Source organism: Amycolatopsis sp. NPDC114478 (assembly GCF_055633805.1).
On sequence record NZ_JBVKDO010000002.1, the window covers coordinates 403,700 to 424,146 of the forward strand.

General features: G+C 72.1%; 20 protein-coding genes. 10 read left to right on the forward strand and 10 right to left on the reverse strand.

Translation table 11 applies throughout. The features are described 5' to 3' along the window. Positions 1 to 10: 10 nt before the first annotated feature. Complete coding sequence (locus tag ACZ7OH_RS06520; protein WP_470280314.1) at positions 11 to 433, forward strand: nitroreductase family deazaflavin-dependent oxidoreductase; 423 nt, start codon at positions 11 to 13, stop codon at positions 431 to 433. A 141-nt stretch (positions 434 to 574) separates the two neighbouring features. Then, entirely contained in the window at positions 575 to 2,179 is a 1,605-nt protein-coding gene (locus ACZ7OH_RS06525; RefSeq protein ID WP_470280315.1) for an alpha/beta hydrolase, read from the forward strand. Positions 2,180 to 2,224: 45 nt separating this feature from the next. On the opposite strand, the gene ACZ7OH_RS06530 is transcribed toward ACZ7OH_RS06525, so the two are convergent. Further along, positions 2,225 to 2,803: a TetR/AcrR family transcriptional regulator gene (locus ACZ7OH_RS06530; protein ID WP_470279917.1), complete on the reverse strand. Its 579-nt coding sequence runs from the start codon at positions 2,801 to 2,803 to the stop codon at positions 2,225 to 2,227. A gap of 91 nt (positions 2,804 to 2,894) precedes the next feature. On the opposite strand from ACZ7OH_RS06530, the gene ACZ7OH_RS06535 reads away from it, so the two are divergent. Beyond that, complete coding sequence (locus ACZ7OH_RS06535) at positions 2,895 to 3,749, forward strand: alpha/beta fold hydrolase (RefSeq protein WP_470279918.1); 855 nt, start codon at positions 2,895 to 2,897, stop codon at positions 3,747 to 3,749. A gap of 173 nt (positions 3,750 to 3,922) precedes the next feature. Next, positions 3,923 to 4,627 carry an MgtC/SapB family protein gene (locus ACZ7OH_RS06540; RefSeq protein ID WP_470279919.1) on the forward strand — a complete coding sequence of 235 codons (705 nt, stop codon included), beginning with the start codon at positions 3,923 to 3,925 and terminating at the stop codon, positions 4,625 to 4,627. On the opposite strand, the gene ACZ7OH_RS06545 is transcribed toward ACZ7OH_RS06540, so the two are convergent. Both ACZ7OH_RS06545 and ACZ7OH_RS06550 read right to left on the reverse strand, forming a co-directional pair. Beyond that, a complete protein-coding gene (locus tag ACZ7OH_RS06545; RefSeq protein ID WP_470279920.1) occupies positions 4,624 to 5,415 on the reverse strand; it encodes an alpha/beta fold hydrolase in 792 nt (263 codons plus the stop codon). The genes ACZ7OH_RS06540 and ACZ7OH_RS06545 overlap by 4 nt on opposite strands. Before the next feature lie 68 nt (positions 5,416 to 5,483). Further along, positions 5,484 to 8,297 carry an aconitate hydratase gene (locus ACZ7OH_RS06550; RefSeq protein ID WP_470279921.1) on the reverse strand — a complete coding sequence of 938 codons (2,814 nt, stop codon included), beginning with the start codon at positions 8,295 to 8,297 and terminating at the stop codon, positions 5,484 to 5,486. Positions 8,298 to 8,645: 348 nt separating this feature from the next. Here ACZ7OH_RS06550 and ACZ7OH_RS06555 point away from each other — a divergent pair, with 348 nt between their 5' ends. The 6 genes from ACZ7OH_RS06555 to ACZ7OH_RS06580 all read left to right on the forward strand — a co-directional run bounded on the left by ACZ7OH_RS06555 (position 8,646) and on the right by ACZ7OH_RS06580 (position 14,639). Beyond that, the gene (locus tag ACZ7OH_RS06555; RefSeq protein WP_470280316.1) at positions 8,646 to 9,962 is read left to right on the forward strand and encodes an NlpC/P60 family protein; all 1,317 of its coding nucleotides are present in this window, start codon (positions 8,646 to 8,648) and stop codon (positions 9,960 to 9,962) included. A 44-nt stretch (positions 9,963 to 10,006) separates the two neighbouring features. Continuing rightward, a complete protein-coding gene (locus tag ACZ7OH_RS06560; RefSeq protein WP_470279922.1) occupies positions 10,007 to 10,720 on the forward strand; it encodes an SAM-dependent methyltransferase in 714 nt (237 codons plus the stop codon). Positions 10,721 to 10,923: 203 nt separating this feature from the next. Next, complete coding sequence (mobA, locus tag ACZ7OH_RS06565) at positions 10,924 to 11,469, forward strand: molybdenum cofactor guanylyltransferase (protein WP_470279923.1); 546 nt, start codon at positions 10,924 to 10,926, stop codon at positions 11,467 to 11,469. 170 nt (positions 11,470 to 11,639) lie between these two features. Beyond that, positions 11,640 to 12,710, forward strand: coding sequence for an AAA family ATPase (locus ACZ7OH_RS06570; RefSeq protein WP_400907460.1), 1,071 nt, complete (start codon positions 11,640 to 11,642; stop codon positions 12,708 to 12,710). 7 nt (positions 12,711 to 12,717) lie between these two features. Continuing rightward, on the forward strand, positions 12,718 to 13,662 hold the full coding sequence (locus ACZ7OH_RS06575; RefSeq protein ID WP_470279924.1) for a DUF58 domain-containing protein: 945 nt from the start codon (positions 12,718 to 12,720) through the stop codon (positions 13,660 to 13,662). Next, complete coding sequence (locus tag ACZ7OH_RS06580; RefSeq protein ID WP_400907454.1) at positions 13,659 to 14,639, forward strand: VWA domain-containing protein; 981 nt, start codon at positions 13,659 to 13,661, stop codon at positions 14,637 to 14,639. The genes ACZ7OH_RS06575 and ACZ7OH_RS06580 overlap by 4 nt, the downstream gene beginning before the upstream one ends. A 1-nt stretch (position 14,640) precedes the next feature. On the opposite strand, the gene ACZ7OH_RS06585 is transcribed toward ACZ7OH_RS06580, so the two are convergent. The 7 genes from ACZ7OH_RS06585 to ACZ7OH_RS06615 are packed head-to-tail and all read right to left on the reverse strand — an operon-like array spanning position 14,641 to position 20,408. Then, a complete protein-coding gene (locus ACZ7OH_RS06585) occupies positions 14,641 to 15,150 on the reverse strand; it encodes a hypothetical protein (RefSeq protein WP_470279925.1) in 510 nt (169 codons plus the stop codon). A 23-nt stretch (positions 15,151 to 15,173) separates the two neighbouring features. After that, the gene (locus tag ACZ7OH_RS06590; RefSeq protein ID WP_364457063.1) at positions 15,174 to 15,635 is read right to left on the reverse strand and encodes a tRNA (cytidine(34)-2'-O)-methyltransferase; all 462 of its coding nucleotides are present in this window, start codon (positions 15,633 to 15,635) and stop codon (positions 15,174 to 15,176) included. 5 nt (positions 15,636 to 15,640) lie between these two features. Continuing rightward, positions 15,641 to 16,063 (reverse strand): acyl-CoA thioesterase, encoded by a 423-nt coding sequence (locus ACZ7OH_RS06595; protein ID WP_470279926.1) that lies wholly within the window; start codon positions 16,061 to 16,063, stop codon positions 15,641 to 15,643. A 16-nt stretch (positions 16,064 to 16,079) separates the two neighbouring features. Beyond that, positions 16,080 to 17,024 carry a TAXI family TRAP transporter solute-binding subunit gene (locus ACZ7OH_RS06600; RefSeq protein ID WP_470279927.1) on the reverse strand — a complete coding sequence of 315 codons (945 nt, stop codon included), beginning with the start codon at positions 17,022 to 17,024 and terminating at the stop codon, positions 16,080 to 16,082. Further along, positions 17,021 to 18,412, reverse strand: coding sequence for a sensor histidine kinase (locus ACZ7OH_RS06605; protein WP_400907443.1), 1,392 nt, complete (start codon positions 18,410 to 18,412; stop codon positions 17,021 to 17,023). The genes ACZ7OH_RS06600 and ACZ7OH_RS06605 overlap by 4 nt, the downstream gene beginning before the upstream one ends. 4 nt (positions 18,413 to 18,416) lie before the next feature. Next, positions 18,417 to 19,085, reverse strand: a complete 669-nt coding sequence (locus tag ACZ7OH_RS06610) for a response regulator transcription factor (protein ID WP_470279928.1) — start codon at positions 19,083 to 19,085, stop codon at positions 18,417 to 18,419. Positions 19,086 to 19,091: 6 nt separating this feature from the next. Continuing rightward, positions 19,092 to 20,408 carry an MFS transporter gene (locus ACZ7OH_RS06615; protein ID WP_470279929.1) on the reverse strand — a complete coding sequence of 439 codons (1,317 nt, stop codon included), beginning with the start codon at positions 20,406 to 20,408 and terminating at the stop codon, positions 19,092 to 19,094. Positions 20,409 to 20,447 lie beyond the last annotated feature (39 nt).

Genomic DNA, 20,447 nt, shown 5'->3' on the forward strand with positions numbered 1-20,447 from the left:
GCCGTGGCTGATGCGCACGGCCGGGTTCGTCGTGTGGGCGGACAAGAAACTGCACCGCGCGTTCGGCGGCCGGGTGAGCCTCGTGGCGCTCGCCGGGCTGCCGTCGCTGCGCATCACGACCACCGGCCGCAAGAGCGGGCAGCCCCGCGGCACGAACCTCCTGTACTTTCCCCACGGCGACGACATCGTCCTGACCGCTTCCAACTGGGGCCGCCCGAACGACCCGGCGTGGGCGCTGAACCTGCGCGCGAACCCGAAGGCGCAGGTCGCGCTGAAGGGGCGGCCCGGCGAGGTGGTGGCCCGCGAGCTGCACGGCGAGGAGTACGACGCGATGTGGCAGGAGCTGCTCGCGTTCTGGCCGGGGTACCGGATGGAGCAACGCGAGGCGGGCCGGCCGTTACCGGTTTTCGTACTCACCCGCGTCGACGGGTAGGTGCCCACCATCCTTTTGGCCGGTGACGGCTTTCACCGGTTTGTGCCAGTCTCTCCGGGGTAACGCGCCGTGACGGCTCGACCGCGCGGCTCATGCGTCACCAAGGGAGGAGACGTCTTGCCGAGATCCACACAGGGCCGGGTGCGGTCGTTCGCACTGGTGGGGGCGCTCGTGGCCGGCGCGGGACTGGCCGGGCCGGCCGGCACCGCCGTGGCGGCCGAAGACACCGTCGCCCAACCCGCCGTCGTCGGGGCGACCGCCGCGGTCGCCTGGGGTACCTGTTCGAGCGACACCCTCGCCGGCGTGCCCGCGGACCAGGTCAAGTTCTACAGCTGCGCGCGCTACCGCGTGCCGATCGACCACGACAACGCCGCGTTGGGCACCATCGACATCGCGCTGCTCAAGCGCGCCGCCCGCACGCCCGACAAGCGCGTCGGCTCGCTGTTCCTCAACCCCGGCGGCCCCGGCGGCTCGGGCCTGCGGATGCCGATCAGCGGGCAGTACTACTTCCAGCCGCAGGTGCTCGACCGGTTCGACCTCGTCGGGTTCGACCCGCGCGGCGTCGGGCAGAGCAACCCGCTGCGCTGCTTCACCACCCAGGAGGACGCCGACGAGGTCTTCGGCGCCCAGATCCCGGTGCCGCTGACCCGCGCCGAGATCTCCGGCACCCTCGCGAGCTACCGCGACTACGGCCGGTTCTGCAAGAACAACGCGGGATCGCTGCTGAACCACATGTCCACCAAGGACGTCGTGCGCGACCTCGACACGCTGCGCGCGGCGGTCGGCGACCAGAAGCTGACCTACGTCGGCTTCTCCTACGGGACGCTGATCGGCTCGACCTACACGTCGATGTTCCCCAAGCAGTCCCGGGCGATCGTCATCGACGGCAACGTCGACCCGGCGCTGCGCACCAGCGACGGCGTGGAGTACGACCGGGAACGCGCCCAGGGCTTCGAGATCTCGCTCGACGGCTTCCTGAAGCGGTGTGACCAGGCCGGCGCCAAGTGCGCGTTCAGCGGCGGCACGCCACGCGCGAAGTTCGACGAACTGCGCGAGTACCTCCGCAAGCAACCGATCACCATCCCCGGTGGCGGCACCGTGGACATCAACGCGTTCACCGGCGGGGTCTCCAGCGTCCTGTACTCGCCGGCGGCGTTCCCCGGCCTGGCCGAGGACCTGCAGGCGCTGTACACCGCGATCCACCCGGCGGGCGCGCAGGCGCAGACACTGCAGGCCAAGCAGCTGAAGGTGCTCACCGGCGGCAAGCAGGGCCTGGCCGACCAGAACCCGGACAGCCCCTACACCAGCGACGACTCGTACTTCGCCGTCAACTGCTCCGACAAGCCGTTCAAGATCAAGCAGGAGCAGGTGCCGGACATCGCCGCGAAGTGGGAGCGCGAGTCGCCCACCTTCGGCCGCTACCAGGCGTTCGCCGACACGGCGGCCTGCCCGGTGTGGCCGGCGAAGAAGCCGGACGCCTACCGCGGCCCGTGGCGGGCCAAGACCGACGTCCCGGTGGTCGTGGTGAGCAACTACTACGACCCGGCGACGCGGTACCAGTTCGGCCGGCGGATGGCGGCCGAACTCGGCAACTCGCGGCTGCTGTCGGTCGACGCGTTCGGCCACTGCATCCTCGGCGACGCGCTCGGCGTCGACAAGGCCGTGGCGGACTACCTGACCGACCTCAAGGTGCCGGCGAACGGCCAGGTGTTCCAGCCGAACGTCCAGCCGTTCGAAACCTCTTAGCAGCAAGGAAAGCGGGCCGGGGTGACACTGTCGCCCCGGCCCGTTTCACGTCCCCAGCAAGCGGTCCAGCAGGTCCCCGGCGGCCGCTTCCGCTTCGGCGGCGGTGCTCGCGTGGTCGTCGGCGCGGGCGACCAGCATCGCGATTTCGTTCATCCCGGCGAGCAGCACGTGCGCGAAGAGGTCCACGCGCGCCGCCGGGATCCGGCCGTCGCGCCGCAGCGCCGCCTTGATCTTGCCGAGCGTGCGTTCCTCGTCGATCTCCCGCCACCGCTGCCAGCCGAGCACCGCCGGCGCGTCGATGAGCATCACCTGCCGCACCACCGGATCGCGGGTGCTCCGGACCCAGGCGAGACACGCGGCGCGCAAGGCCGTCATCGGGTCGGTCAGGCCCTCCACGGCTCGCGCGCCCTCCGCGCCGACCCGCTCGTAGACGGTGTCCAGGACCGCCGCGAAGAGCGCGTCCTTGCCGGGGAAGTGGTGGTAGAGCGCGCCGCGGCTCACGTCGGCGGCCCGCAGGACGGCCTCGATCGAGGTGCCGTCGTAGCCGTGCTCGGTGAACAGGCCGGTCGCGACCGCGACGAGGTGCTCGCGGGTCGCCTGACCCCGGTCGATCTTCTTGTTCATGTGGGTTCGGCAGCCTCCGTCGTTGACAAACCGACTGTCGGTCTGTTGATACTAGACCGTCAGTCGGTTTACTTCTGGAGGGACTCTACCGATGGACTTGCGAACCTGGGAGGACCAGCGCGGACGCGTGTCGGCGGCGTCCGGCGACGTGAGCTACATCGACGTCGGCGAAGGGCCGGTGGCGCTCTTCGTGCACGGCGTCGGCACGAACAACCTGTTGTGGCGCAAGGTGATGACCGAACTGGCGGGGGAGCGCCGGTGCGTCGCGCCCGACCTGCCCGGGCACGGCGCTTCGCCGGTGACGCCGGAGCAGGACCTCAGCCTGACCGGCGTCGCCCGGCTGCTCGAAGACTTCTGCGACTCGCTGGAACTCGGCGCGGTCGACCTGGTCGCCAACGACACCGGCGGCGCGGTCGCGCAGGTCTTCGCCGCGCACCACCCCGACCGGGTCCGCACGCTCACCCTGACCAACTGCGACACGCAGGGCAACCTGCCGCCGGAGCCGTTCCGCCCGGTCGTCGAGCTGGCCGAACGCGGGAAGCTCGCGCCGCTGCTGGTCCGGCTCGCCGCGGACCCCGAACGGGCGCGGACCGCTGCGCTCGGCGGGGGCTACGAGCACCCCGAGCAGCTGTCCGACGAGGTCCTGGCCGCGTTCGTGCGGCCGGTCGGCGCCACGCTGGAGGCGGCGCGGCAGTTCGAGCGGCTGCTGACGTCGGTCCGCGGCGAGGAACTGGACGCGATCGAGCCGCTGCTCAAGGAGTTCCGCGTGCCGACTTTGCTCGTCTGGGGGACCGGCGACCCGAACTTCGGTGTCGAGTGGGCCTACCGGTTCCGCGACGCGGTGCCCGGCGTCACCGAGGTCGTCGAGGTGCCTGGAGCCAAGCTGTTCTTCCCCGACGAGCGTCCCGAGGACCTCGTGCCGCACCTGCGCCGGCACTGGAGGTAGCGCTACAGTGGGGGAGTTGATCAACCACGAGCGACGGAAGCGAGGTGAGCGGCACATGCCAGCGGACAGTCACGGGACGACCGGGCGTGCGCTCACCGGAGGCTTCCGGCTGGGCTGATCTCGTCCGGTCTCCCCTGTCCGGCAGTGCGCGCACGCCGGAAAAGAGCGAGATCATGACCATCTTCGAAATGCTGCTGCGCGTCGGCACGGGCGTCGGCCTGGGTGCCGTCATCGGGGTCGAGCGCCAGTTCCGCGCCCGGATGGCGGGGCTGCGCACCAACGCCCTGGTCGCCGTCGGCGCGACGCTGTTCGTGCTGCTGTCCGCGCACGGCTTCGGCGGGCTGACCACGAGCGGCGACGCCGACCCGACGCGGGTCGCGGCCCAGATCGTCTCGGGCATCGGGTTCCTCGGCGCCGGCGTCATCATGCGTGACGGCCTGAACGTCCGCGGCCTCAACACCGCGGCGACGCTGTGGTGCTCGGCCGCGGTCGGCGCGCTGGCCGGGGCCGGGCTGTACGCGGTCGCGGCAGCCGGGACCGCCGTCGTCGTCGGCGTGAACGTCGTGCTGCGGCCGCTGGGCCGGGTCGTCGACCGCCGGCCGGAGGCGGGCGACGAGACGCCGACGAGGTACGCGTTCCAGGCCGTCACCCGCGACGCGACCGAGGCGCACGTGCGGGCGCTGCTCGTGCAGTCGCTGACCCGCACGGACTTCCGGCTGCTGTCGGTGCTGAGCACCGATCGCGAGGACCGCACGGTCGAGGTCCGCGCCGAGCTGGTCGGCGACCAGCGCGACGACGCCCAGATGGAAGCGGCCGTCTCGCGGCTTTCACTGGAGCCGTCGGTGTCCAGCGTCCGCTGGGAAGCCGTGCCCGCTTAACGAGGGAACTCCTCGAGCAGCTCGCCGAACCGGGCGGGCTGTTCGGCGTTGACCTGGTGGCCCGCGCCGACGAGGGAGACCCGGCGGGCGTGGGGTGCTTCGCGCTCGATCAGGTCCGCGACGGCGTGGATGTCGGTGGTGTCCAGGGAACCCGTGACGACCAGGATCCGCGCCCGGAGCTCGGCGGTCCGCGTGATCGCGTGCAGTTCCGCGCCGGTGCCGAAGCCGCGGTGGCCTTTTCGCGCGTTGTCGATCAGCATGGCCGCGTAACGCGCCCGGACGTCCGGGTCGACCTGGTCCGGCATCCGGTGTGGGCCGTCGACGAGCATGCGGAGCACGCACTCGAGGGCCAGCGCGTTGTCCTGCGCGGCGATCGCCTCGGCGAACAACCGCCATTGCTCCAGGGTGAACGGGTCGCGTTCGACCATGCCGCTGATACCCGGTGAGCTCAGCAGCAGCCCGTCGACGCGGTCCGGGTGCAGGAGCGCGAAGTCGATCGCCGTACGGCTGCCCATCGAACAGCCCACCAGCACCGCGCGGTCGATCCCCAGGGCGTCGAGCAGCCGCCGGAGGTCTTCGTGGTGGGAGAACCCGGGTAGCTGGCCCGACGATTCGCCGTGGCCACGGGCGTCGTAGCGGACGACCCGGTGGTCCACGGCGAACCGGGTGACCTGCTCGTCCCAGACCGCGCTGTGGAAGGCACCCGGGTGCAGGAACACCACCGGCCGGCCGTGGCCGCGGACTTCGCAGGACAGCCCGCCGTCACCGAGCTCGAGAAAGTCCCCCATGGCACGACGGTACCGAAAACGAAGGCCTCCCCGCCGCGAGCGACGGGGAGGCCTTTCGGGCAGGAGCCTTACGCCTGCGTCATCTTCCGCAGCACGTACTGCAGGATGCCGCCGTTGCGGTAGTAGTCCGCCTCACCCGGGGTGTCGATGCGGACGTCCGCCTCGAACTCCACCATGGAGCCGTCCGCCTTGGTGGCGGTGACGTGCACCGTGCGCGGGGTCTCGCCGTCGTTCAGCTTGGTGATGCCCGAGATGTCGAACGTCTCGGTGCCGTCCAGGCCGAGCGACGAGGCCGACTCGCCCTGCGGGAACTGCAGCGGGATGACGCCCATGCCGATCAGGTTCGACCGGTGGATGCGCTCGAACGACTCGGTGATGACCGCGCGCACGCCCAGCAGCGAGGTGCCCTTGGCCGCCCAGTCACGCGACGAGCCCGAGCCGTACTCCTTGCCGCCCAGCACGACCAGCGGGGTGCCGGCCGCCGCGTAGTTCTGCGCCGCATCGTAGATGAACGCCTGCGGGGCGCCCTCCTGCGTGAAGTCGCGGGTGTAGCCGCCCTGCACGTCGTCGAGGAGCTGGTTGCGCAGCCGGATGTTCGCGAACGTGCCGCGGATCATCACCTCGTGGTTGCCGCGTCGCGAGCCGTAGGAGTTGAAGTCCTTCTTCTCCACGCCGTGCTCGGTGAGGTACTGCGCGGCCGGGGTGCCCGGCTTGATCGCGCCGGCGGGGGAGATGTGGTCGGTGGTGACCGAGTCGCCCAGCTTCGCCAGCACGCGCGCGCCGGTGATGTCGGTGACCGCCGCCGGCTCCGGGGTCATGCCCTCGAAGTACGGGGGCTTCCGGACGTAGGTGGACTCGGCGTCCCACTCGAAGGTCTTGCCCTCCGGGGTGGGCAGCGACTTCCAGCGCTCGCCGCCGTCGAAGACGTCGGCGTAGTCCTTGGTGAACATCTCCTGCGTGATCGCGTAGTCGATGGTCTCCTGGATCTCCTGCGCCGTCGGCCAGATGTCCTTCAGGAAGACGTCGTTGCCGTCCGTGTCCTGGCCCAGGGGCTGGTTCGCGAAGTCGAAGTCCATCGTGCCGGCCAGCGCGTAGGCGATGACCAGCGGCGGCGACGCGAGGTAGTTCATCTTCACGTCGGGGTTGATCCGGCCTTCGAAGTTCCGGTTGCCCGAGAGCACCGAGACCGCGGTGAGGTCGTTCTCCTGGATGGCCGCGGAGATCTCGTCCGAGAGCGGGCCGGAGTTGCCGATGCACGTGGTGCAGCCGTAGCCGACCAGGTGGTAGCCCAGCTTCTCCAGGTACGGCCACAGGTTGGCCTTGGTGTAGTAGTCGGTGACGACCTGCGAGCCGGGCGCCATCGACGTCTTCACCCACGGCTTGACCGCGAGGCCCTTGTCCACGGCGTTGCGCGCGAGCAGCGCGGCGCCGAGCATGACCGACGGGTTCGAGGTGTTGGTGCACGAGGTGATCGAGGCGATCACCACGGCGCCGTGGTCGAGGACGAACTCGCCGCGGTCCGGCGTGGAGACCTTGACCGGCTTGCTCGGGCGGCCCGACGCGCCGTTCGCGGCGGAGCTGGTGACCGGCACGGCGTCGTCCTCGGCGAACGACAGCGACGGCGCGTCGCTGGCCGGGAAGGACTCCTCCGAAGCCTCGTCCATCTTGGTGTGCGGGGTGGTGTCTTCGCCGTCCACGTAGTCGTGGATCGACTTGCGGAACGACGACTTCGCGTCCGACAGCTCGATGCGGTCCTGCGGGCGCTTCGGGCCGGCGATCGACGGGACGACCGTCGAGAGGTCCAGCTCGAGGTACTCGGAGTAGGACGCCTCGCGCGACGGGTCGTGCCAGAGGCCCTGCTCCTTGGCGTACGCCTCGACCAGCGCGACCTGCTCGGCCGAGCGGCCGGTCAGCTTGAGGTAGCGGACGGTCTCCTCGTCGATCGGGAAGATCGCCGCGGTGGAGCCGAACTCGGGGCTCATGTTGCCGATGGTCGCGCGGTTGGCCAGCGGCACCGCGGAAACGCTCTCGCCGTAGAACTCGACGAACTTGCCGACCACGCCGTGGCGGCGCAGCATCTCGGTGATCGTGAGCACGACGTCGGTGGCGGTGACGCCGGCGGGGATCTCGCCGGTCAGCTTGAAGCCGACGACGCGCGGGATCAGCATCGACACCGGCTGGCCCAGCATGGCCGCCTCGGCCTCGATGCCGCCGACGCCCCAGCCCAGCACGCCCAGGCCGTTGACCATGGTGGTGTGCGAGTCGGTGCCGACGCAGGAGTCGGGGTAGGCCTGCCCGTTGCGGGCCATCACCGTGCGGGCGAGGTGCTCGATGTTGACCTGGTGCACGATGCCGGTGCCCGGCGGGACGACCTTGAACTCGTCGAAGGCGCCCTGGCCCCAGCGCAGGAACTGGTAGCGCTCGCGGTTGCGCTCGTACTCGATCTCGACGTTGCGCTCGAAGGCGTCGGGGCGGCCGAAGACGTCGATGATGACCGAGTGGTCGATGACCAGCTCGGCCGGCGCGAGCGGGTTGACCTTGTCGGGGTCGCCGCCGAGGTCGGTGACCGCCTCGCGCATGGTGGCGAGGTCGACGACGCACGGCACGCCGGTGAAGTCCTGCATGATCACGCGGGCGGGCGTGAACTGGATCTCGATCGACGGGTCGGCGTTCGGGTCCCACGAGCCGAGCGCGGTGATGTGGTCGGCGGTGATGTTCGCGCCGTCCTCGGTGCGCAGCAGGTTCTCGAGCAGGATCTTCAGGCTGTAGGGCAGCCGCTCGGCGCCCTCGACCTTGTTCAGGCGGAACACCTCGTACGAGGCGTCGCCGACCTTCAGCGTGTCTTTGGCGCCGAAGCTGTCCTTGCTGGCAGGTGCGGTCACGTCTAACTCCAGTGGCGTGGACTTCCGCGCCGGTGCGGCGGTCGAGTCCCGGGTCAGTTCGGTCGGGTTCGGTGGTGGCGAGTCTTGCGCACCCCCACCGTAGGACCGGATTCGGGATGCCACACCTCGCGGTGCCTCAAACAGTACGCGTGTCCTGTTTACCGGACAAGACGACACGCGGTGTGGGCTGCGCCATCCGCGCCGAGGGTCCCTCAATAAGGGGAATTGGTGCCTACGGTGTGTAAGTTTCCGGTGATGCTTGTGATAGTGGTGTGACTGCAGTGACGCGCGATGTGCGCAGGTGAGCGGAGGTGGGCGGTCGTGGCGGGACGGCGTGGGGGTCCGGAGGTGCCGCGGGCCCGCCGTGGACTCACCGTGAGCGCGCTCACGCTGGTGATCTTGTTCGGCGCCGGCGGCACGGGCCTCGCGGCGCCCCCTCCGCCGCCCAACCCCAGCGACTCCGACCTCAGCTCGAGCAAGGCCGACGCCAACGCGAAGGCCGGCGAGGTCGGCCGGCTGACCAACCAGCTGGCTCAGGCCGAGCAGAAGCTGTCGCAGCTGCAGGACGACGTCGAGCTCAAGCAGGAAGAGGCCAACAAGGCCCTGGTCGACCTGCAGTCCGCGCAGGACGCGGCGGCGCAGGCGGAGAACGACGCCAAGGCCGCCCGCACCGAGGCGGACGCGGCGGCCGCGGCGATCGAGAAGGCCCGCAACGACCTCAAGACGTTCGCCGCCGCGAGCTTCCAGCAGGGCAGCACGGTCGGCTCGCTCTCGGCCTACCTGAGCGCCGACAGCCCCAAGGACATGCTGGCCCGCGCGCAGCTGCTCGACGCCGTCGGCGGCGACCGGCTCAACGCCCTCGACCGGCTCCAGCAGGCGCAGACCGAGAAGTCGAACAAGGACGCCGCGGCCCGCAAGGCCGCCGAGATCGCCCAGCAGAAGCAGGACGCCGCGCACCAGGCGAAGACCAGCGCGGACTCCGCGCAGGCCAGGGCGATCAGCGCGCAGGACAGCCAGGCCACGCAGAACACGCAGCTCGAGAAGAACAAGTCCGACGTCGAGCAGCAGCTCTACGCCGCCCAGGCGAAGGTCAACGGCCTGCAGGGCCAGCGGCAGCGCTACCAGGACTGGCTCGCCGAGAAGCAGCGCGAGGACGACGAACGCGCCCGTCAGGCCGCGCTGGGCTCGTCCGGTGGTGGTGGCGGCGGCCGGCCGGCGAGCAAGCCGGCGTCGGGGCCGGCCGGCTCGTCGATCGAGGCGGTCATCGCGCGGGCGCTGTCGAAGATCGGCCTGCCGTACGCGTGGGGCGGCGGCAACGCGAGCGGCCCGACCCGCGGCATCCGCGACGGCGGCGTCGCCGACAGCTACGGCGACTACAACAAGATCGGTTTCGACTGCTCCGGCCTGATGATCTACGCCTTCGCCGGGGTGACGTCCCTGTCGCACTACAGCGGCTACCAGTACACGGCCGGGCGGCAAGTCCCGCTGTCGCAGATGCGCCGCGGCGACATGCTGTTCTACGGCGGCCCGGGCGGCATCCACCACGTCGCGCTCTACCTCGGCAACGGCCAGATGGTCGAAGCACCGCAGTCCGGCTTGCGGGTCCGGGTCGCGCCGGTGCGCTACGGCGGGATCATGCCGTTCGCGACCCGTTTGATCGGCTGAAACTCGCTCGACGGCGGTGGCGTCCCGCCGACAGGATCGGGCGCGTGGACGACGAACTGAACGCGCTGCGGCGCTCGCGGATGCGCTGGAACACACCCCTGTCCGAGGCCCAGGCTTCGCTGCTGCTCGACCGGATGGCCCTGGGCGACGGACACCTCGTCGATCTCGGCTGCGGCTGGGGCGAGCTGCTGCTGCGGGCTTTCGAGAGGGCGCCGGGCCTGCGGGCGACGGGCGTCGACACCGACCCGACCGGCCTCGAGCGCGGGCGGGTGGCGGCCGCGGAGCGCGGCCTGGCGGTGGAGTTCTCCGAGGCGGACGCCGCGACCTGGGACGTTCCCGTCGAGCGGGCCTTCTGCGTCGGCGCCGCCCACATCTTCGGCTCCACCAAGGCGGCGCTGGAGGGGCTCGCCCGGGTGGTGCGGCCGGGCGGGCGGCTGCTCTACGGCGACGGCTTCTGGGCGGCCCCGCCGGCCCCGGCGGCGCTGGAGATCTTCGGCCCGGACACGCTGACGCTGCCGGAGCTGGTCGAGGCCGCCGGTGCCGCCGGCTGGCGCGTGCTGCACCTCAGCACCGCCGACCAGCTCGAGTGGGACGACTTCGAGTCGACCTCGCGCGCGGGCTGGGCGGAGTGGCTGGCGGCGCACCCGGCCGACCCGCGGGCGGCAGAGGTCCGGGACTGGCTCGACCGGCGGCTGCTCGAGTACGTCCGGGACTACCGGGGCGTGCTGGGCCTCGCGTACCTCGTGCTGACCCGCTGACGGCCGGGCTCGCCCGGTTGCCCGGTGCGGGAATCAGGGCCGGTGCGGGCTCACTTGATCGGCGCGGAGCCGGTTCGCGCCGGCCGTCGGCGCGGGCGCGCCGTTCGGCTCGTTGCGGCGTCAGGCAGCCGTCCGCACGGTCTCGATGCCGATACCCGGGCGCGGGCTTCACCTTCCTCGTCCCGGGCCGCTAGCCTCGCCGGATGCGCTACGCGGGGATCGTGGTGGCCGGGGGTTCGGCCCGCAGGCTGTCCGGTGTGGACAAGCCGGCGCTGTCGGTGGGGGGCAAGCCCTTGCTGGCCCGCGCGATCCACGCCCTCTCCGGGGCCGAACGCGTGATCGCCGTCGGCCCGCGGCGGCCCGGCTTCGACGTCGTGTGGACGCGCGAACCGGTGCCCGGCACCGGGCCCGTCGCGGCGCTGGCCGCCGGTCTCGCCTTCGTCCCGGACGACGTCGAGGTGGTCGTCGTGCTGGCCGCCGACCTGCCGGGGGTCCGGCGGTCCACAGTGGACCGCCTGGTCGCCGCGCTCGGCGACGGTGACGGCGCGGTCCTCGTCGACGCCGCCGGCGCCCGGCAGTGGCTGCTGGGCGCCTGGCGGGCCGCGGCGCTGCGGGCCGCGTTGCCCGAGCGGGTGGAGAACGCGGCGCTGCGGCGGGTGCTGGGGGGACTCAGCGTCACCGACGTCCCGGCGGAGCGGGGCGAAGCGGACGACATCGACACCCCCGAGGACCTCGAGCGCCACCGCTGACCCCGGGAACCGGATCAGCTTCACAGATGTCACACCGGGGGAGGTGTTGGCTACACACGGGCGAACCCGTGCGTCCGCGTGCCGGACGGACGGACGACCGGGGGACGCAGTACGGTCGCACCGCGTGATCACCGTCGCGGGGGCGGCGCACGAACTTTCGAGGAGGCAGAGTGACCGAGCCCGGCTACGCCGAGGGCGGGAACGGCCAGCAGGCGACACCGGCGCGGGACGCCCAGCTGCTGGAGCGGACCGTGTTCGAGGTCAAGCGGATCATCGTCGGCCAGGACCGCCTGGTCGAGCGGATGCTGGTCGGCCTGCTGGCCAAGGGCCACCTGCTGCTCGAAGGCGTGCCCGGCGTGGCGAAGACCCTCGCCGTCGAGACGTTCGCCCGGGTCGTCGGCGGCTCGTTCTCGCGCGTCCAGTTCACGCCGGACCTGGTGCCCGCCGACATCCTCGGCACCCGCATCTACCGCCAGGGCGCCGAGCGGTTCGACGTCGAGCTCGGCCCGGTCGTGGCGAACTTCGTGCTCGCCGACGAGATCAACCGCGCGCCCGCCAAGGTCCAGTCGGCGATGCTCGAGGTGATGGCCGAGCGGCACGTGTCGATCGGCGGGCAGACGTTCCCGATGCCCGACCCGTTCCTCGTGCTGGCCACCCAGAACCCGATCGAGAACGAGGGCGTGTACCCGCTGCCCGAAGCGCAGCGCGACCGCTTCCTGTTCAAGATCGTCGTCGAGTACCCCTCCGCCGAGGAGGAGCGCGAGATCATCTACCGGATGGGCGTCGCCCCGCCCACCCCGCACGAGGTGCTCAGCCCGGCCGAGCTGGTCCGGCTGCAGGGCGTCGCGTCGCAGGTGTTCGTGCACCACGCGCTGGTCGACTACGTCGTGCGGCTGGTGCTGACCACCCGGACGCCGAACGAGCACGGCCTCGCCGACGTCGCCGGCTGGGTGTCCTACGGCGCCTCGCCGCGCGCGAGCCTCGGCATCATCGCCGCCGCCCGCGCGCTGGCGCTGGTCCGCGGCCGCGACTACGTGCTGCCGCAGGACGTCGTCGACGTCGTGCCGGACGTCCTGCGCCACCGGCTCGTGCTGTCCTACGACGCGCTGGCCGACGGCGTGCCCATCGACCACATCATCACGCGCGTGCTGCAGACCGTGCCGCTGCCGCAGGTCTCGGCCCGGCCGCAGGGCGGGGCCGGCCAGGGCGGCCCGGTCCCGGCGGGCGCGCCGGTCAGGTAACCCGGCGATGGCGAAGAACGAGAAGGGCGACCGCCCTTCGTGGGCGCCCCCGGTGCTGCGGGGCGACCGGCTGGAGGCCGGGCTCCGGACGCTGGAGCTCGACGTCCGCCGCCGGCTCGACGGGCTGCTGCAGGGCAACCACCTCGGCCTCGTGCCGGGGCCGGGGTCCGAGCCGGGCGAGGCCCGCCCGTACCAGCCCGGCGACGACGTCCGCCGGATGGACTGGGCGGTCACCGCCCGCACCACGACCCCGCACATCCGCGAGACCGTGGCCGACCGCGAGCTGGAGACGTGGGTGGTCGCCGACCTGTCGGCGAGCCTCGACTTCGGCACGGCGCTGTGCGAGAAGCGCGATCTGGTGGTCTGCGCGGTCGCGGCGGTCGCGCACCTGACCGGGGGCGGCGGCAACCGGATCGGCGCGCTGGTCTCGACCGGCGCCGAGATGACCCGCATCCCGGCGCGCGGCGGCCTCGCGCACGCCCGCAGCATCGTGCGGAAGCTGGCCGAGACGCCCCGGGCGGCCGAAGGCACCCGCGGTGACTTCGCGCAGGCCCTCGAGGCGTTGCGCCGGCCGCCGCGGCGGCGTGGCCTGGCCGTGGTGATCTCCGACTTCCTGGGCGACACGTCCTGGGAGCGGCCGCTGCGGGCGCTGGGCGGGCGGCACGAACTGATCGCGATCGAAGTCCTCGACCCGCGCGACGTCGACCTGCCCGAAGTGGGCACCGTCGTGCTGGCCGACCCGGAGACAGGGAAGCAGCGCGAAGTGCATGCGTCGGCCTTGCTGCGCAAGGAGTTCGGGGCCGCGGCCCACGCCCACCGGCAGCAGGTGGCGGCCGGCCTGCGGCGCGCGGGCGCGGCCCACCTGACGCTGCGCACCGACGCCGACTGGATCGCCGACATGGTGCGGTTCGTCGTCGCCCGCAAGCGCCGCTGGTCGGGGGGTGTGGCGTGAGTCTGACGGGTTTCGCCGCGCCGTGGTGGTTCCTGCTGCTGCTCGCCGTCGCGGCGGTCGCGATCGGGTACGTCCTGGCGCAGCGCGCGCGGCGGAAGCGGACCATGCGGTTCGCCAACCTCGCGCTGCTGGAGAAGGTCGCGCCGAAGAGCCAGGGCTGGGTGCGGCACCTGCCGGCGGTGCTGATCGTGCTGTCGCTGCTGATCCTCACCGTGGCGCTGGCCGGCCCGACCGCTGAGCAGAAGGTCCCGCGCAACCGGGCGACCGTGATGCTGGTGATCGACGTGTCGCTGTCCATGGAGGCCACCGACGTCGCCCCGACGCGGCTGAAGGCAGCCCAGGACGCGGCGACGCAGTTCGCGCGGAACATGACCCCCGGGATCAACCTGGGCCTGATCTCGTTCGCGGGCACGGCGACGGTGCTGGTCAACCCGACCACCGACCGCAACGGCGTGATCAAGGCGATCGAGAACCTCAAGCTGGCTCAGTCGACGGCGACCGGCGAAGGCATCTTCGCGGCCCTGCAGTCGGTGGAGAGCTTCTCCAGCGTCGTAGGTGGCGCGGACGGGCCACCGCCGGCCCGGATCGTGCTGATGTCCGACGGCAAGCAGACGGTGCCGGAAGACCTGTACGCGGCGCGCGGCGGCTACACGGCCGCGCAGGCGGCGAAGCAGGCCGGGGTGCCGATCTCGTCGATCTCGTTCGGCACGACGCACGGCTCGGTCGACATCGACGGCAAGGCCCAGCCGGTGAGCGTGGACGACGAGTCGCTGCGCGAGATCGCGAGGCTGTCGGGCGGCGAGTTCTACAAGGCGGCCAGCGCCGAGGAGCTGAAGAAGGTCTACGCGGACCTCGGGGAGCAGATCGGCTACGAGCTGAAGGACGCCGACGCGAGCAAGCCGTGGGTGGTCGTGGGGACGCTGTTCCTCATGCTCGGCGCGGCGGCGAGCTTGTTCTTCGGGCAGAGACTGCCGTGACTCAGGCTCGGCGGACGCCGTAGAGGCTTCCGCCGAGCAGGGTCACCCCGGAGAGCACGCCGCTGACGAACGGCACCCACGCGGCGGCGCTCCCCAGCAGAGCGAGACCCACCACCCCGAGCACGGTCAGGACCACTCCCACCACCAGGATCGAGCGGGTCTTCCACGCCGACGCGAGCGCGACGAAGTGCAGGCCGACGATGGTGGCGATCCACGCGACGTTCGCCTGCACCGGCGCGTCGAGCAGGCTGAGGACGAAGAACCCGGCGATCAGCAGGACGACCTCGCCGATGACGATCACCCGGTAGCTGGGCCCGAACATCGGCCGGCCTTCGAGGGTGGGCCGCCCGCCGGCGCGGACGCCGAGGACCACCACGGCCGCGAGCGCGAGCACGGCGAGGGCGCGCAGCACCCAGCCGATCGCCGCGGGGAGCGGGTCGCCGGAGTTGACCAGGACGAACACGGTGCCGAACGCGGCGCCGATGAGCGCCCCCAGGAACTGCTGTCGCATCCGGCGAACCTACCGGACGGTGATCACGCGCCCGCGAAGCCGTTCTGCCGCCAGGCTTCGTAAACCGTGATGGCCGCCGTGTTGGCGACGTTCAGCGAGCGGCTCGTCGGCAGCATCGGCAGCCGCACGCGGTCGGTCACCTCCGGCGCCTCCTGCACGGAAGCCGGCAGCCCCACCGATTCCGGCCCGAACATCAGCACATCACCCGGTCCGTACGCGACATCCGTGTACAGCCGGGTCGCCGACGCGCTGAACGCGTACACCTTGGCCGGCAGCAACACTTCCCAAGCCGCGGCCAGCGACGCGTGGACGTGCACCCTTGCCAGGTCGTGGTAGTCGAGCCCGGCGCGGCGCAGCTGCTTGTCCTCCAGCGTGAAGCCGAGCGGCTCGACCAGGTGCAGCTCGCAGCCGGTGTTCGCGGCGAGCCGGATCGCGTTGCCCGTGTTCGGCGGGATTTCCGGCTGGTAGAAGAGAACGCGGAACACGGGGCTCAGTCCTCGAGCAGGGCCGCGTAGGCCTTGCGGACCGCGTCCGGCGGCGCCTGCGGGCGCAGCGTCTCCGGGTCGATGAACACGTACCGGAGGGTCGCCGCCGCGATCAGGGTCTCGCCGCGGTGGATCTCGAAGTCGAAGATCAGCGACGTCGTGCCGAGGTGGGTCAGGTACTGCGACACCACGAGTTCGTCGTCGTACCGGGCCGGCGCGCGGAACTTCAGGTTCGCCTCCGCCACGACGACGTCCGTGCGGTGGGCCAGGAACTCCTCGTGCGAACCGAAGAGCGCCTTCTCCGCCTCGAAGGAGCACATGTCCACATAGGCCAGGTAGTGGGCGTTGAACACGATGCCCTGGCCGTCGCACTCGTGGTAGCGCACGCGCAGCGGCATCTCGACGACTCTGCGGCGGGGTTCGGTCACCGGCCCAATCTAGCGCTCAGCCGTGCAGCGCCCGGTACGCGGCCGCCGCGCCCGGCTGCAGCGGCACCGGCTGCGTGCCGATGAGCGTCCGCACGTCGAGGAACTGCGTCCCGACGGCTTCGGCGGGCACCAGGTCGGTCGCCCGCTCGACGAGCAGCCGGACGACGGCCGCGGCGACGTCGTCGGGCAGGGCGGGGGAGCAGACCAGCAGGTTCGCGACGCCGATCGTGCCCAAGGCGCCGACCCCGCGGTACGCGCCGTCGGGCACCTGGACCTGGTCGTACACCGGCCCGTACGCGGCGCGCAGCGCGGGCACCACCGCGTCCAGGGACAGCAAGGCGATCGGGGTCGTGCGAGTGAGGTCGGCGAGCTTCGGCGTCGGCACCCCGCCGGACCACAGCATCGCGTCGATCCGGCGGCCGGCCAGCGCGCGGACGGCGTCGTCGAAGAGCAGGTGCCGGGCGTCCACGGTGACCCCGGCCTTCGCGAAGAGGCGCTCGCCGAGCTGGGCCGCGCCGGAGCCGCCCGCGCCGAGCGACACCGGCCGGCCGGTCAGGTCGGCGAGCCGGCGCACCGGCCCGTCCGCGCGCACCACGAGCTGCAGGTAGTTCTCGTAGACGCGGCCGAGCGCGAGCAGCGGCACCTTCCCGGCGAACGGCGCTCCGCCGGTCAACGCCGTCTGGGCGACGTCGGCCAGCACGAGCCCGAGGTCGGCCTGCCCGCGGCGCACGAGGTCGACGTTGGCGACGCTCGCCTCGGTCGGCACGGCGGTGGCGTGCAGCTTCGGCTCGGCGCGGCTCAGCTGAGCGGCGAGCAGTTCGGCGAAGGCGAGGTAGAAACCACCGCGCTCGCCGGCCGAGATGGTGACCGTCCGTTCGGGGCCGCCATAGCCGGACGTCGAGCAGCCGGCCAGCGCCAGTCCGAGGCCGCCGAGCACGGCGGTGCGCCGCGTGATCGTCATGGCGCCTCCGCCAACGGCAGCGTGACGCGGACTTCGAGCCCGCGCGGCAGTGCTTGGCGCAGTTCGAGGACGCCGCCGCGGGTGCGCACCTGCTGGTGCGCGATGGCCAGGCCGAGCCCGGTACCGCGCGGGGCGCCTTCGCCGCCGGCGCGCCAGAACCGCTCGGTCGCCCGCGCCCGGTCCTCAGTGGACAGTCCGGGTCCGTCGTCGGCGACGACCAGCGTCGCCGTGTCCGCGCCGGCTTCCCAGCCGGTCGTGATCTTCGCGCCGCGCCCGGCGTAGTGGACGGCGTTGTCCAGCAGCACATCGAGGATCTGCGCGAGTTCGCCCTCGGGGCAGCGCACGGTGACCGGCTCGTCGTGCCCCGGCGGCGGGAGGAGCGTCGCACCGGCGTCTTCGGCGGCCGGACGCCAGGCGTCGACGCGCTCGGCGAGCACCGACGCGAGGTCGCACGACTCGTCCGCGCCCCCGGCCGCGACCCGCGTCGCCGTGCTCTCGGCCAGTGCGAGGGCCAGCAGCCCGTCGAGGAGCTTCTCCAGGCGTTCGACTTCGGCGACGGTCGCCCGGTACGTCGTGTCGTCGCCCTCGACCCGCCCGGCGAGCGAGTCGACGCGCAGCCGCAACGCCGCCATGGGGTTGCGCAGCTGGTGCGAGGCGTCGGCGACCAGCCGGTGCTGCTGCTCGGCCGCCTCGAGCACGGCCTCCGACATGCGGTTGACCTCGCCGGCCAGCACCCGCAGCTCCCGCGGCCCGGCGCGCTCCGGGACGTGCGCGCGGTGCCCGGCTGCGACGGCGAGGACGCCGGTCTCCAGCTCGTGCAGCGGCCGGACCATCCACCGGGCCAACACCACGGCGAGGAGCACGAACACGACCGCGACCAGCAGCGCGCCGGCGCCGATGGTGCCCCAGCGGGTCGCGACGTCCGCGGCCGCCGTCGTCACCGACGCCCGCAGCACGACCACGCCGGACACGCGGGTGCCGGTGCCGACCGGCCGCGCGAAGTACGCGGGCCCGGCCGACCACGGGCCGAGCCGGCCGACCTGCGGCGCCGGTTGGTTGCGCATGGTCGCTTCCACCAGCGCGTGCACCGCCGGGTCGGCCGCCGTCAGCCCGCCCGCCTGGACCAGCGGATCGCGGCGCGCGTCGACGATGACAACGCCTTCGCCGTACAGCTCGGCGTAGCGGGCCGCGTCGGCCACGAGCGCCGCCGGGTCGCGCGTGTCGACGGCCTGCTGAGCCAGCACGACGAACCGGTCGACGTCGGCGGTGCGGGAGATGACCAACTGCTGGGTGCGCTGCTCGGCCGTGGACGCCAGCAGCGGCACGGCGAACGCGGCGACCACGGCGAGCGCGAGGGCGACCAGCACGACCAGCAGCCGGGTGCGCACGGGGTCAGTCCCGGCCGAGCCGGTAGCCGAAGCCGCGGATCGTCGTGAGCAGGCCCGGCCGGTCCAGCTTCGCGCGCAACCCGGTCAGGTGGACGTCGAGCGAGCGCGAGACGGCGAGGTAGGCGTCGCCCCAGACCTCGTCCATCAGCTGCTGGCGGCTGACCGCGGTGCCGGGGCGGGCCGCGAGCACCGCCAGGATCTCGAACTCCTTGGTCGTGAGCCCGATGTCGTGCCCGGCGACGAGCACCCGGCGGGCACCGAGGTCGATCTCGACGTCTTCGATCCGCACGACGTCCCCGGCGGGAGCGTCACGGGCCACCGCGCGGCGCACCACGGCGTCCATCCGGGCCAGCAGCTCGGCCAGCCGGACGGGCTTGGTGAGGTAGTCGTCCGCGCCGAGGCGCAGGCCGCGCACCACCGAGCGTTCGTCGCCGCGGGCGGTCAGCACGATGACCGGGACCGCCGACACCGCGCGGATCTTGCGGAGCACGTCCAGGCCGTCGAGGTCGGGGAGCCCGAGGTCGAGCAGGACCAGGTCGGCGTCGCGGTGGCGGTGCAGCGCGTCCGCGCCACGGCCGACGCTGGTGACGGGATGACCGCGCGCGTGCAGCGACTCGGCGAGCGCGCCGGCGACACCCGCGTCGTCTTCGACGAGGAGGACGCGCACGGCCATCCCTTCTCAGCGTTCTTCCAGCTCCGAGGTCCTGGAGGTCTCCCGCATTGTGCCGTAGACGATCAGGGAGACCAGGACGCAGCCCGCGACGTACCAGAAGAAGACCGACTCGTGGCCGGCGCTCTTCAGCGCCTGCGCGATGAGCTCCGCGGTGCCGCCGAAGATCGCGACGGTGAGCGCGTAGGGCAGGCCGACGCCGATGGCGCGGATCTTCGTGGGGAACAGCTCGGCCTTCACGATCGCGTTGATCGACGTGTAGCCCGCCACGACCACGAGCCCGGCCAGGACGAGCAGGAACGCGCCGACCGGGTTCCGGGTCGAGCCCATCACGGTCATGATCGGGACGGTGAGCAGCGTGCCCGCGATGCCGAAGAACAGCAGCAGCGGGCGGCGGCCGATCCGGTCGGACAGCTTGCCCGCCAGGGGCTGCAGGATCGCCGCGAGGAGGATCGCCGAGAACAGGATGATCGTGACCGTGCGCCGCGGGATGTGCGCGGTGTTCTCGAGGAACTTCTGGCTGTAGGTGGCGAAGGTGTAGAACGCCACCGTGCCGCCGAGCGTCAGCCCCACGACGAGCGCGATCTCCTTGGGGTACTTGGCGAGCGCGCGCAGGGTGCCGCGTTCGCCGGTCGTCCCGGCCTCGTCCGCTTCGCGGGTGTAGCTCTCGGACTCGTCCATCCCGCGGCGCAGCCACATGACGCTGAGCGCGGCCACCGTTCCGACGCCGAACGCGATCCGCCAGCCCCACGCCGTCAGCTGCTGTTCGGTGAGCAGGCCCTGCAGGATCAGCTGGAGCCCCAGCGCCAGCAGCTGGCCGCCGTAGAGCGTCACGTACTGGAAGCTCGAGTAGAAGCCGCGCTTGCCGGGAGTGGCCACTTCGGACAGGTAGGTCGCCGAGGTGGAGTATTCGCCGCCGACGGACAAGCCCTGGATGAGCCGGGCGACCAGCAACAGGATCGGAGCCGCCAGCCCGATCGTGCCGTAGCTCGGCGTGACGGCGATGAGCAGCGAGCCACCGGCCATCAGCGTGACCGAAAGCACCAGGGCGCTGCGGCGGCCGAAGCGGTCGGCGAACCGGCCGAGCATCCAGCCGCCGAGCGGGCGCATGAGGAACCCGACCGCGAACACCGCGGCCGTGCCGAGGAAGGCCGCCGTCGTGTCGGTCGTCGGGAAGAAGGACTTGGCGAAGTACGTGGTGAACGCCGCGTAGGCGTACCAGTCGTACCACTCGACCAGATTGCCGATGGAGCCGCGCAGCACGTTGCCGATCACGCGTTTCTCGCTCACGGGCCCCGTGGTCGCGGAGCTGATCCGGGTTGTCATCGTCGACCTCCTGTGTTGCGACTCACGGTGACCAACCAG